Origin of the sequence: Microcystis ichthyoblabe FBCC-A1114, from assembly GCF_050500245.1 — a bacterium.
Classification (GTDB): Bacteria; Cyanobacteriota; Cyanobacteriia; order Cyanobacteriales; family Microcystaceae; genus Microcystis; species Microcystis ichthyoblabe_A.
In genome coordinates, this window is record NZ_CP191408.1 from 3,930,054 (window position 1) to 3,943,405 (window position 13,352).

At 42.4% G+C, this 13,352-nt stretch carries 9 protein-coding genes and 3 pseudogenes; 7 read left to right on the plus strand and 5 right to left on the minus strand.

All coding sequences use genetic code 11. The features are described from left to right. Positions 1 to 37: 37 nt before the first annotated feature. Positions 38 to 676 (minus strand): histidine phosphatase family protein, encoded by a 639-nt coding sequence (locus ACQY1Y_RS19010; RefSeq protein WP_430013356.1) that lies wholly within the window; start codon positions 674 to 676, stop codon positions 38 to 40. A gap of 395 nt (positions 677 to 1,071) precedes the next feature. Continuing rightward, positions 1,072 to 2,226 (minus strand): ISL3 family transposase, encoded by a 1,155-nt coding sequence (locus tag ACQY1Y_RS19015; RefSeq protein ID WP_430013357.1) that lies wholly within the window; start codon positions 2,224 to 2,226, stop codon positions 1,072 to 1,074. 53 nt (positions 2,227 to 2,279) lie between these two features. Here ACQY1Y_RS19015 and ACQY1Y_RS19020 point away from each other — a divergent pair, with 53 nt between their 5' ends. The 4 genes and pseudogenes from ACQY1Y_RS19020 to ACQY1Y_RS19035 form a co-directional block, all read left to right on the plus strand. Further along, complete coding sequence (locus ACQY1Y_RS19020) at positions 2,280 to 3,242, plus strand: IS30-like element ISMae39 family transposase (RefSeq protein ID WP_430014694.1); 963 nt, start codon at positions 2,280 to 2,282, stop codon at positions 3,240 to 3,242. Between the two features lie 165 nt (positions 3,243 to 3,407). After that, on the plus strand, positions 3,408 to 4,562 hold the full coding sequence (locus ACQY1Y_RS19025) for an ISL3 family transposase (RefSeq protein ID WP_430013357.1): 1,155 nt from the start codon (positions 3,408 to 3,410) through the stop codon (positions 4,560 to 4,562). 210 nt (positions 4,563 to 4,772) lie between these two features. Beyond that, positions 4,773 to 4,982: a hypothetical protein gene (locus ACQY1Y_RS19030; RefSeq protein WP_430014695.1), complete on the plus strand. Its 210-nt coding sequence runs from the start codon at positions 4,773 to 4,775 to the stop codon at positions 4,980 to 4,982. Then, positions 4,952 to 5,557 (plus strand): annotated as a pseudogene (locus ACQY1Y_RS19035) (IS4-like element ISMae7 family transposase); the annotation flags it as partial. The gene ACQY1Y_RS19030 and the pseudogene ACQY1Y_RS19035, both read left to right, overlap by 31 nt. A 26-nt stretch (positions 5,558 to 5,583) precedes the next feature. Here ACQY1Y_RS19035 and ACQY1Y_RS19040 read toward each other — a convergent pair. Together ACQY1Y_RS19040 and ACQY1Y_RS19045 are read right to left on the minus strand one after the other, a co-directional pair. Further along, positions 5,584 to 5,682: pseudogene (locus ACQY1Y_RS19040) on the minus strand (transposase); the annotation flags it as partial. Positions 5,683 to 5,754: 72 nt separating this feature from the next. After that, positions 5,755 to 7,398, minus strand: a pseudogene (locus ACQY1Y_RS19045) (IS1634 family transposase); the annotation flags it as partial. Between the two features lie 427 nt (positions 7,399 to 7,825). On the opposite strand from ACQY1Y_RS19045, the gene ACQY1Y_RS19050 reads away from it, so the two are divergent. Both ACQY1Y_RS19050 and ACQY1Y_RS19055 read left to right on the plus strand, forming a co-directional pair. Beyond that, on the plus strand, positions 7,826 to 8,305 hold the full coding sequence (locus ACQY1Y_RS19050; RefSeq protein WP_002735718.1) for a hypothetical protein: 480 nt from the start codon (positions 7,826 to 7,828) through the stop codon (positions 8,303 to 8,305). Between the two features lie 220 nt (positions 8,306 to 8,525). Next, entirely contained in the window at positions 8,526 to 10,178 is a 1,653-nt protein-coding gene (locus ACQY1Y_RS19055; protein ID WP_002737584.1) for an acetolactate synthase large subunit, read from the plus strand. Positions 10,179 to 10,302: 124 nt separating this feature from the next. Here ACQY1Y_RS19055 and ACQY1Y_RS19060 read toward each other — a convergent pair whose 3' ends face one another. After that, complete coding sequence (locus ACQY1Y_RS19060) at positions 10,303 to 11,547, minus strand: DUF4912 domain-containing protein (protein WP_002737786.1); 1,245 nt, start codon at positions 11,545 to 11,547, stop codon at positions 10,303 to 10,305. Between the two features lie 401 nt (positions 11,548 to 11,948). Here ACQY1Y_RS19060 and ACQY1Y_RS19065 point away from each other — a divergent pair, with 401 nt between their 5' ends. Then, entirely contained in the window at positions 11,949 to 13,286 is a 1,338-nt protein-coding gene (locus tag ACQY1Y_RS19065; RefSeq protein WP_193979523.1) for a histidine phosphatase family protein, read from the plus strand. Positions 13,287 to 13,352 lie beyond the last annotated feature (66 nt).

The window sequence follows — 13,352 nt, forward strand, 5'->3', positions numbered from 1 at the left end:
GACCAAATCCGGGGCTTCCTTGGTTACTGTTGACTGGTTAGGTTCCCGCTCGCGAGCGCAGGTCATTGCGGAGGTGAGAGCGATCGCCCATGACTTGAAAGAGGGGACCATGTTCGGCTAATTCGACGATCGTCACCGAGGCCACGGGCATGGCAATTCGATCGCGATAACGGCCGATATCAATGCCTAAAAGAGAACATAACACGATTCGGATCGTTGCTTTATGGGAAACGATCAAAATATGGCCATCATCGTGATGATGGTCGATTTCCTCTAATACTTCCGAACTACGGCGAGCGATATCGATGCCTTTTTCGCCTCCTGTGGGAGAATTCCAGCCCGGATCTGCTAACCAGCGCACATAATCATCATGAAACTCCTGATTAACCTCGGCTGCGGTTTTTCCCTCCCATTGGCCGTAGGCAATCTCTTTTAATCCTTCCCGTTTGTGGATGGGAATACCCAAGAGTTCGCTTAAAGGGTTGGCCGTGGCCATGGTACGTTTGAGGGGACTGGAATAGATCCCTGTCCAAGGCACATCTCGATAGGCAAGGGCGAAATCCTTGGCCATTTCATAGCCTGCTGGGGTTAGTTCCAAGTCTAATCGACCGCAAAAACTACCCGTTTGACTGGCTGTGGTTTCGCCATGACGCAAAAAGTAAAGTTTTAGACTCATCTTTTGGGTGCATCTCAATATTTGTGACTCTCTCCCACTTATAGTGATAAGCAGAAGTTATTAAAAGAGGGCGAAGGCAATTCGCCGCTACAATCATCCTTTTTACCTTTTGTTTCTCGGTAATTCTCTAAATTACCACTATATTTGGGACACCTCGAATAAAAGATTTTGTTAAGAAAGTGTTGGTCGGGGAAATCTCCTTTATATACAGTGGTGAAGAGGGAATAATTCGCCAATTCAAAAATGAAACGCATCAACCTCAAGAGTTGACAAAGAAAGGCTCATCAGGTACTGTCTGATCATTAACAAAAACAAATCAGACCCAAAATGAGCCACCAACATCTTAACATAGAACAAAGAAACTGGCTCTCCTGGTTTTCGTGTGTTAATTTTTGTTATAAATTAAAGCAAGCAAACAGCTTAAGTCGAAGATGTTCAAAATTGGTAAATCCATAACTCATTCTTTTAATAAGCTTGATTTTGGTATTCATTCCCTCAATTAATCCGTTGGTTGTATGATTTTCAAAGTAATTACAAATACCAGGCAAATGCTTCTGGATCATGCTGGCACTACTTTGATATAATATCCCGCCTATTCTTATCCATTTTTCCAATTTTCTCTCAGCACCTCTGAACGTTCTACTACTTTGATAAATTTGTCTAATTTCTTCTTTCATTTCCCAGGCTATTCCCAAGCAGGGATGTTCTTTCAGGATAACTTCTAGTTGTTGTTTTTGCTCGTCCTTTAAGTCCTCTTTATTCTTCCATAATAAATGAGGTAATCCTTTTTCATGCACCCCCATTAACTTTCTCAATTTATTAAGCTCGTCATTAATGATATCCATTACATGAAAACGGTCATAGATGATTTTAGCATTGGGAAATAATTCCTTGCTCACTGCTGTAAATCCTGACCACATATCGACGCTCACTTCTTTCACCTTCTCCCGAACTGCGTCTGGCTGTGCCTTTAAGGCTTCCATTAATTCTTCTTGCTTATGTCCTTTAATCACATCTAGTAAAATTTTTTTGTCCAAATCTACGACCGTTGTTATGAAATCTTTATGTCCTTTTAAGTTACTAAATTCATCCAAGCTTATTCGTTCTGGTGCTTCCCACTCTTCCTTTTCTAGTTCTTTAGCACAGTGATTAAATATTAACTCAACTTCTGACCATCCTAACCCTTCTTCTCGACTTATTTCTTCGATGCTACAATTTTTTACTCTCTCATAAATCATCGATTCATAGCGAATTGTCTGAGGCTGTCTTAATCTCATAAAACTCAGTCTTTCGCTGATATACTTTTGGCACTTTTGACAATGAAACTGGCGGCGTGGTACTTCTAAATATACCGGATTGCCTAATATTGACAAATCTCTGACTAGATTATACTCTGTCTGATTGATTCTGTCCAAGGTTTGATGGCAATTCGGACATTCAATTGTTTCATTTAAAAGAGCGAGCTTTAGGAAAATTGTCTGAGCAATTTTTTGATAATTGACCACTGTTACATTTGGTAAATCGAGGAGTTGATCAAAATTTATCCACATAACCCACCTCCTGTTCTGTGTTACTATTATACCATGCTCACACAGAACCTAGAATAGCCAGAAACTTGCTCTACCAACTTAGTCAGGAGGGAAATTTATCTCAACGGCAAATGGCCGTCTGGCTCGGATGTCATCAAAGCACAATATCACGGGAATTAAAAAGGAATCAAAGTTCTCTTGGCTGCTATCTACCTGACACAGCACAAGCTGAAAGCGAGACAAGGCGAAAAAATGCCAAACAACCCTTTAAAAATGTCAGCGAGTCAGCCTTAGAGTTGGTCAAAGAAGGATTGAAAGATTATCATAGTCCCGAACAAATAGCAGGTCGTCTGAAAAGAGCCAGTCAAGAATCTCTCAGTCACGAAACCATCTATCAAATGATCTATCAGAACTATCACGGATGTGGAGAGTACCAGAAATATTTACGCCGGGGGCTTTGTCAAAGAAAGAGTCGAGGCGGAGCAAAAAGTAAGCGTGGAGGGATTCCAGGGCGTGTAGATATCAGCGAGCGACCAGTAATTGCTGACCAGAAAACTGAAATCGGTCATTGGGAAAGTGACACAATGATTGGAGGCAATCATCTAGGAGTTCTCGTTACTCATGTAGATAAAGCCTCGAAATTTTTAGTAGCAGGATTAGCCAAAAACAAAACCGCATCGGAAATCAATAGAGTCACAGAAAAACTTTTTCAAGAGATTCACCCTGACAAAAGAAAAACCTTTACTTGTGACAAGGTTAAAGAATTTTGTGGACATCAAGAGTTGAGTCAGAAACTAGGAGCAGATTTTTATTTTGCTACTCCTTATCATTCGTGGGAGAGGGGATTAAACGAGCATACCAATGGACTGTTAAGACAATTTTTCCCTAAGGGAACGAATTTTAAAATCGTTAAGCCAGAGGAGGTGGAAAGAGCCGTAAACTTGATTAACAATCGTCCTCGAAAATGTCTTGACTATCGTACCCCGAATGAGGTATTCTATAAAGGTAGATCAGACAGTGATGCAATTCAGACTTGAATTGGCCATTTTAAATAACTAATACTAAATCCCTCTTTGCCACGGTATCAGTCGGTTCAAGTCCTGTAACTTGTCTTGGTTCTCTTCTGTCCCTGACTGGCGTTTTGGCTATTCTAGGTTCTGTGTGAGCATGGTATAATAGTAACACAGAACAGGAGGTGGGTTATGTGGATAAATTTTGATCAACTCCTCGATTTACCAAATGTAACAGTGGTCAATTATCAAAAAATTGCTCAGACAATTTTCCTAAAGCTCGCTCTTTTAAATGAAACAATTGAATGTCCGAATTGCCATCAAACCTTGGACAGAATCAATCAGACAGAGTATAATCTAGTCAGAGATTTGTCAATATTAGGCAATCCGGTATATTTAGAAGTACCACGCCGCCAGTTTCATTGTCAAAAGTGCCAAAAGTATATCAGCGAAAGACTGAGTTTTATGAGATTAAGACAGCCTCAGACAATTCGCTATGAATCGATGATTTATGAGAGAGTAAAAAATTGTAGCATCGAAGAAATAAGTCGAGAAGAAGGGTTAGGATGGTCAGAAGTTGAGTTAATATTTAATCACTGTGCTAAAGAACTAGAAAAGGAAGAGTGGGAAGCACCAGAACGAATAAGCTTGGATGAATTTAGTAACTTAAAAGGACATAAAGATTTCATAACAACGGTCGTAGATTTGGACAAAAAAATTTTACTAGATGTGATTAAAGGACATAAGCAAGAAGAATTAATGGAAGCCTTAAAGGCACAGCCAGACGCAGTTCGGGAGAAGGTGAAAGAAGTGAGCGTCGATATGTGGTCAGGATTTACAGCAGTGAGCAAGGAATTATTTCCCAATGCTAAAATCATCTATGACCGTTTTCATGTAATGGATATCATTAATGACGAGCTTAATAAATTGAGAAAGTTAATGGGGGTGCATGAAAAAGGATTACCTCATTTATTATGGAAGAATAAAGAGGACTTAAAGGACGAGCAAAAACAACAACTAGAAGTTATCCTGAAAGAACATCCCTGCTTGGGAATAGCCTGGGAAATGAAAGAAGAAATTAGACAAATTTATCAAAGTAGTAGAACGTTCAGAGGTGCTGAGAGAAAATTGGAAAAATGGATAAGAATAGGCGGGATATTATATCAAAGTAGTGCCAGCATGATCCAGAAGCATTTGCCTGGTATTTGTAATTACTTTGAAAATCATACAACCAACGGATTAATTGAGGGAATGAATACCAAAATCAAGCTTATTAAAAGAATGAGTTATGGATTTACCAATTTTGAACATCTTCGACTTAAGCTGTTTGCTTGCTTTAATTTATAACAAAAATTAACACACGAAAACCAGGAGAGCCGCGTTTTTTGACTCTCCCCTGTCTTTTTACCATTTTCGTCGGCTCCTAAGGACTCTCCCCTCTAGTCCTATCCATTAGTCAGATCTTTCTTAACAAAAAGAGAAGAAACTTAAAAAAAGGGGAAACGATTGATAGGTATAGTTTTGAAAGAAGGAATTAAGGTGGAGGTAAGCAAAAAAATGGAGAAATGGGGGCTCTTCTCGACTTTGTGTGATAATTTTTGCTTATGGAATCGTGAAATGTTGACTGAGAAGGACTTTTACGACTATTTTGCCGAAGAAACTATCAGTATAGGCTTCGTTTCCACACATAAACCAGAAGAGCCAAATGGGCAGCCCAAGAATTACAGTATGCAGACCTGGGGGACACCAGAAGAAAGAAAAGGTTAATCAGTATCGTAGAAAACTTGGCCAGCCAACCTAGCACAAGTGTACCACAAGCTTCGGGAAATCTAGCCGCAGCGAGTGCCACCTACGACTTTTGGAATTCCCCCTATTTTCACCCCTCAGATATAATTGCCGCCCAAGCCAAAAGTACAGTAGAAAGAATCAAAGAACATCCAATAGTTTTGGCAGTGCAAGACACAACAAGTTTAGACTTTACGACCCAAAAAGCCAAAAAAGGAATGGGTTATCTAGATTGTAAAAAATCCTTTGGTCTCAAAGTTCATACCACATTAGGAGTGTCAGTGCAAGGAATACCTTTAGGACTGATTAATCAATATGTCTGGGCAAGAGAAGAAAAGAATTTAGGGATTGCCAAGCAAAGAAAAAAAAGAGAAACCGAAGAAAAAGAGAGTCAAAGATGGTTAGATTCTTTATCAGAAACACAACAACAAATACCCGAAGATATTCAAGTAGTAACAATCGGAGATTGTGAGGCAGACATATTTGATTTATTTGCCCAATCAAGAAGTCCTAACTCTCATTTATTAATCCGAGGAACTCATAACCGAAAAGTTAACGGTTCTTCCGAACTTACCATGTAAAATCAACTAGCAAAATGCCAATTTAATAAACATCTAAGACTAAAGTTTTTAAAGTTTCTAAATCCATAGCCTCTCCTTTTAATCACCTTCAGTTTATTATTACTGGACTTCCCCGTTGACAAAAGGCCATAACCTATGCTGTAGGAGGGATTAAGAGAATTTCCGCCGCCCCGTTACTGGGTACAAATCAGGGAAACTCCCAATAAATCTAACGCTTTTTGTTGCAGTTGGGTCGGTCGAGTTATCTTAGAAAAACGATAACTTCCCTCCCTAATCGTACATTCCACTGTATTCAAGCAAATTGTCCCCAGGTCTTCCAACAAAGTCCGAAAGCTATGCACAGGGAGGTTCTCTTGATTCCGTTTTTTTCTCTCTTTAGACTGAGCGGATTCACTGCGACTCGCTTTAATCACATTCAGAGAACCATCATCAATTTCTTCATCCTCAAATAACAAAGGAGCCAAGCACTGTTTTAAATGCCATTCCACATAATAAGCCAACATACATAAAAAGATATGAGCTTTGACTCTATCACCCTTATAATGATATATAGGACGTACCTTTAAATCAATTGACTTATAACAGCGAAATGCCTCCTCCACTTGAGACAAACTTTTATAAGCTTTAACCGTCGTCGCTGCATCCATCAAGGTTGACTCCAGAGAAGTTCTTAACACATACACACCATCCAAAGCCGTTTCTTGAGCGATTAATTCCCGCTGACGCTGATAAGAAAAGCCTTCCTCTGTTATCTCTAAGTTATAGTATTTATTGACCTTAAACTGATTAAGAACCTTGCCCACTCTCAAAGCTATCTTATCTTGACCCTTTAAAGCTCTTTTCTCCCTTTAAGTCGCCTGAACAATCAAATCTAGTTCCTTCTCTACCGCTTCTAATAATGCCTCTCTTTGTAGTTGATTTTTCTGGGCGATTAAGGGATTCCGACAAGCAATTAATCTTTCATCGGGATAATCTTCACTCTCAAATTCCACCAAGTTTACCTGATCAAATAATCCTAATTGAATCACTTCTACCTCAGCCAGTTTCCGAATTTGAGGCTTAGTTAAACCAGTAATATAGTCTAATCCTTCTATGGGTTTTACTAATTCGTTGATTTTCGAGTTGGTTAAAATTCCTCTATCGCTTACCCAGACAACATTCTCAATCCCCCAACCCTTTCTGACTTTCTCAATTTGTCCGCTTAAAGTAGCACCGTCTGAAGTGTTTCCTGCAAATACTTCTACCGCTATCGGACAACCCTTAGCTGAACAGAGCAGACCAAAAACTATCTGAGTTTTCCCTTTCTTTTTATCTCGGTTATAACCATATTTTCCCAGTTCACAACCATTTCCTTCTAGGTAGGTAGAAGTGACATCATACAAGACTAATGTTCCTGATTCTAAGTGTTTAATTGCTAGGTGCTTCTCAATTTTCTCTTGTTTTTCTAATAACCAATCTAAGGCGTTATATAATTCGTCTTCATCGGCTTTCTCTAAGTCTAACAATTGTCCTAAACTCTGACTACAAGTCTCGCTATTAAACCCTCTCGCTGTGGCTAGTTTCGATTTAGGATTGATGATTCTTGCCACAATCATCGCCACCACTAAGTTTCTGATTCGTGAGGATTTTTCACTGATTATTTTATCTAAACCTAATTTTTTAATCGTCTCTAAAATAGCCATTACATGACCATGAGGAAGACTTCTAATCACTTCAAAATGATTGGGAATGCCTTCAGTCATGGACAGTGTTGCGCCTTTAAGAGCCAGTTTCAGATTGTCGATAATATCATCGGGTAATTTTGAGAGATTGGCCAGAACGGAGGTGAACTAGGGGGGGTACTTTGTTCGGTGCTAGACTGATATTTCAGGAAGCCAGACAGGAGCCAGAAAAAGATATTTATCAGAAAAGTCATGATCAAGCTAGAGGTTTAAAGACTGATCGGGTTCCAATTATTTTTATTAATAAATATTTTACACAATTCATACCAGGTAAGCAAGAGGGCTACGCCACTACTACCAAATCATTACCCATCGGAGGCTATTTGGTTATCTCTTTAGTCTAGCGATCGCTCCGACTTGATACGTTATGACAGCAAATTAAATAGAGCATTCATTCGATCGCACTCAAGCGCGGGACTTCTGCTGACGCTAAGTTAAAATTATAAAAAGCCCACACTCCCAGAAAGCCATTTATTTTTTACAATGGAAGATTACCTGGATTATTTTTGCGGGGGGGCGATCGGTGATTCTCAATTTTTCCCTAAGGATTGTAGCGGCCAAAGGCAGACTATTCTGTAAGTTTTCACTCTACAAAACCTATCGGGTGGTCAGTAGCGCCCCCGTCGATGTCCTCTGGCAAAAATTAATCAATGTGGCCGATGTCTCTTGGCATCCTTTGATTGCCAAGGCCGATGTTCCCTTGGGTTTAATCGCTAAACCGGGGTTAATCTATCAAGCTGTCACCCGTCTGACTCCCATTCCTATCCGGGTTTTCGTGGAAAATGTCCGCCCCGGGGAACTCCTCAGCCTCAGAGTTCTCGCTATCCCCGGCATGGAACAGAAAATGACCTACCAAGTGGAATCAACCCTCTGTGGTACTTATATTTCCTATTCTGTCACCCTGCGCGGTTGGCTGTCCCCGTTTATCTGGTGGTTAAGTCGTCCCTATTTAGCCAAAGTCGCCGCCCAACTAGCCCACGCTGCCGAAGAATTAACGGCCTAAAAAAAAATTCCCCTCCATTGTGCTAATAAATAATCTGCCAAGGGTCAAGATCTAAGTCACAATAGTATATGGATAGACTTAAACAAAATTTTAGTCAGCTACATTGGTACATATAGTCTACTGATATCATCCCGACGAGTTGAGCGCAACAACCTCAATCCGCCGGGATGAACTATCTCTAGAGACTTTACTGATGAAGTAAGCTCTACAGGAGGGAATTATGGGGGAATTAAACACAGCCGAACTTCTAGTTAAATGTCTAGAGAATGAAGGGGTCGAGTATATTTTTGGGCTACCCGGGGAAGAAAACCTCGATGTTTTGGAAGCCCTAAAAAACTCCTCGATCAAATTTATCACCACCCGTCACGAACAGGGCGCGGCTTTTATGGCCGATGTCTATGGACGCTTGACGGGAAAAGCGGGGGTTTGTCTCTCCACCTTAGGACCGGGGGCGACTAACCTGATGACAGGGGTAGCCGATGCTAACCTGGATGGGGCACCCTTGGTGGCCATCACCGGCCAGGTGGGAACCGATCGGATGCACATTGAATCCCATCAATACCTGGATCTGGTGGCCATGTTCGCCCCAGTGACGAAATGGAATAAACAGATCGTCCGGCCGGGTATAACCCCAGAAGTGGTACGGAGAGCCTTTAAAACCGCCCAAAGTGAGAAACCGGGGGCAGTTCATATCGATCTTCCTGAAAATATCGCCGCTATGCCTGCCGATGGTAGTCCTTTGCCCCTCGACAGTCAGGAAAAAGTTTACGCTTCCTATCGGACTTTGAATATGGCGGCGGCAGTGATTTCTAAAGCCAAAAATCCCTTGATTTTGGCGGGAAATGGGGCAATTCGCGCTAATGCTAGTGAGGCTTTAACGGAATTCGCCACGGCCTTGAATATCCCTGTGGCTAACACTTTTATGGGTAAGGGGGTGATTCCCTATACCCATCCTCTGGCTCTTTGGGCGGTAGGATTACAGCAACGGGATTTGATTAGTTGTGCCTTCGATCGCAGTGATTTAATTATCGCTGTTGGTTACGATTTAATCGAGTATTCCCCGAAAAAATGGAATCCAGACGGGAAATTACCGATTATTCACATCGGCATGACTCCAGCGGAAATTGACAGCAGTTATGCTCCGGTGGTGGAAGTGGTGGGTGATATCACCGATTCTCTCATCGATATCCTCAAACGGGCCGATCGCCAGAATAAACCAACTCCTGTCACTGCGGGATTAAAGACGGAAATTCGGGCCGATTACGAAACCTATGCCAATGATACGGGTTTTCCGATCAAGCCACAAAAATTGATCTACGATCTGCGTCAGGTTATGGGACCAGAAGATATCGCTATTTGTGACGTGGGCGCTCATAAAATGTGGATGGCCCGCCATTATCACTCCGATTGTCCTAATACTTGCATTATTTCTAACGGTTTCGCCGCTATGGGTATTGCTATCCCTGGTGCGATCGCCGCTAAGTTAGTTCATCCCGATAAGCGCATTGTGGCGGTGACGGGAGACGGCGGTTTTATGATGAATTGTCAGGAATTGGAGACAGCTTTGCGGGTGGGAACTCCCTTCGTCACTCTCATCTTTAATGATGGCGGTTACGGTTTAATCGAATGGAAGCAGTTAAACTATTTTGGGACATCTTCTTTTATTAAGTTTGGTAATCCCGATTTTGTTAAATTTGCCGAAAGTATGGGATTAAAAGGCTATCGGGTGGAATCTACTCAGGATTTGATCCCGACACTAGAGGAGGCTTTCCGGCAAGAGGTGCCTACGGTGATCGATGTTCCCGTCGATTACGGTGAAAATCTGCGTCTTTCCCAAAAATCGGGCGATTTAAGCTGTCAGATTTGGGAATAGAAGTTGATAGCGGCAAGCAACCCCCTCGGTAGCTTGCCGTTAACTTCTCGAAAAAAATCCCCTAACTGAATCTCAGTTAGGGGGAAGTAATTAGGTTGGCTTTGGTAACGTTAGAAAACCCGATCTAGAATAACCATTCTAGAACCGCCTCATCTTTAGTGTTGGTATTGCGAGAGGGGGTTTCCCGGGTAAATTTCATGTGGATAGAACGATTTTGTTCACCATCGGCGGCCACGGCCATAATCGGATAATCGATTAAACCATCTTGGAAGGACATCTGATAGCGGAAAGTGCCATCGGGATTGAGTTTAATCGGACGACCACCGATAGTTACGGTGGCATCGGGTTCGGTGGCACCATAGACGATTAATTCTGCATCGGCAACTAACCAGAATTTGCGCGGACGTTGTAGGGTTTCCGAAGCACCCATACCGATACCAGAAGCAGTCATCCCGATACCGGAAGCGGTTAGTCCCGATACCGTGGGAACTGCCCACATACCAACCCCGGAGGGGAATACATAAGAACTGATCACTTCCGACATCGGTACGGAACCAGCGACGTGCTGCATGGAACCAAACAAGGAACCGGCCACCCGTAGGGCCTCCATATCGCCGACACTCTCGAAAATTTGGTCGTAGATAGGGCTTCCGGTGGTTCCGGTGCTGCTGTCGTAGCGTTTGCTGGGGGGAACGAGTTCGTAAACAGTTTTACCCACCAGTTCTTCTTCCCAGTTAACGGTGACAAAAATATCTTCAATCCAGTCGGAAGGATAGACGGGAGGAATGCGGACTAAAGGAGAACGGGCCAAAACTAACCAACGACCATCAGCACAACGATAACCGATATCGATAACATAATCTCGATCGCTGACCGGAATCGGTAAATACCATTCCCGGGCTAATTCATCACAGAGATATTCTTGGACGCTATGCGCGCCTTGGCTATTGATATCGATATCGGTGACATCATAAAGACGCAGGGCTAACTGTTGTCCTCCTTGACGACGGAGATCTTCTTTTGATTCGTTGGGGATATCCCAGTAAGCATAGGCCCACTGAGGATCGCGAGGTAGGAGGGTAATGCGATTTTCACCGTAGCCACCGGGCAGATCTCCTAAACCATCATCCACTGAACCTAGAATATCTTCGATCGGGTTAGCTTGACCTAATTCAAATTTTGCTGCTTCCACTGGTTTTTCCTCTTTAATAATAGATTTAAAATTGCCGCTTACTCCCATAGCTTGGGTAATTGCCTCGATTAATTGCGTTTTCCGCATCCGACTGTAACGAGAGATGCTGTATTGACTGGCAACTCGTCGTAGTTGCCGCAAGGTCATCTCATCTAAGGGGGGGTATTCTGGAACCATGAGTTGACGCTCTCCGATTAGTTACGACGGCAAATGTTTTTGGGCATTTGCAAAAGCAGTGATCTGGGTAATCCTTCAACTACTCATCGATTGCTTTGTGAACAAGAGATCCACTCGATGGGGATCAAGGGAATCGCTTGTTATAAATACCTATTAAACAGCAAGATTCCGATTTTGACCAAGTACATTGTCATGGTTTCTTGATAAAACCGCCAAACCCTTGATCCCAAAGAGATTGTTATATCAGAAAGTTTTGATATGCTGTGCTGCCTTGAAACTGTAGGCGATATTTTAGTACAAGTGTGCTATGCTAATTACTGATTACTGATCACTGATTTGTACTCCGATCCCGATCGCCTGTAATCTGATATTGAGACTTTTAGTTAAGGAGACTGAACCGCTTGGCTACTCGTGTGATTATTGTTCGTCATGGACAAAGCAGTTATAACGCAGAGCAGAAAATACAAGGTCGCAGTGATGGCTCGGTTTTGACGGAAAAAGGGCATCTGGACGCGGAAAAAGTAGGAAATGCCCTCAGTCAAATCGATATCGCCGCTTTTTACTGTAGTCCTCTCCAAAGAGCCAAATCTACTGCTGAGGTGATTCAGTCTCGTTTAAATCACTCTCCCGTCATTCAACCCACTTCGCAGTTACTAGAAATCGATCTGCCTATCTGGGAAAATATGGTCAAAGAGGAGGTAAAAGCTCAATACCCCCAAGAATATCGGGATTGGCACCAAAAACCTCATGAATTTAAGATGATACTGCCCGATGGTCAAGAACATTATCCCGTTCTCTCCCTCTATCAACAAGCGCAGGATTTTTGGCGAGAAATTATTCCCCAACACGAGGGCCAAACTATCCTCATTGTTGCCCATAACGGCATTAATCGCTGTTTAATCCTCAGTGCCATCGGTATTCCAGTTTCCTTATACCATTCCCTACAACAATCTAACTGTTGCGTTAATGTTCTCAATTTTACGGGTGATTTTGGTGATCCTGTCCAGGTGGAATCCCTCAATCAAACGGCACACTTAGGGATAGCTTTACCCCCACCGCGTCCTCCTTTCCAAGGATCGAGGCTGCTGCTGGTGCGTCACGGAGAAACCCAATGGAATCGGGATAAACGTTTTCAAGGGGTGCGCGATATTCCTCTCAATGATAATGGCAAAGCTCAAGCTGAGAAAGCCGCCGAATTTCTGCGAGAAACGGCGATAAATCACGCTGTCACCAGTCCTTTATCCCGTCCCAAGGAAACTGCCCAAATTATCCTGCAATATCACCCCAATGTCACCTTAGACACCCAAGTAGATCTGACAGAAATCTGTCACGGACTTTGGGAAGGTAAATTAGAGGAGGAAATTGAAGCGAGTTTCCCCGGGATGTTAGAAGACTGGAAAAATGCCCCAGAAACCGTGCAAATGCCAGAAGGGGAGAATTTACAGGAAGTTTGGGATCGAGCGATCGCTTGTTGGCAGCAAATCGTTAAAACCTATAGTAATAGTGATAGTCCTAAGACAATTATGGTAGTAGCTCACGATGCCATTAATAAGGTGATTCTTTGTTATTTATTGGGTTTAAAACCCGCTAATTTCTGGAATATTAAACAGGGAAATGGCGCGGTTAGTGTTATCGATTATCCTAAAGGAGTTGACTCTCAACCAGTCCTGCAAGCAATTAATATTACCTCTCATCTAGGAGCGGGAATACTCGATCGCACGGCAGCTGGCGCTTTATAACAGTTATCAGTTATCAGTTATCAGTGGGTAAGTTAACAGTTAACAGTTATCAGTTATCAGTATTCA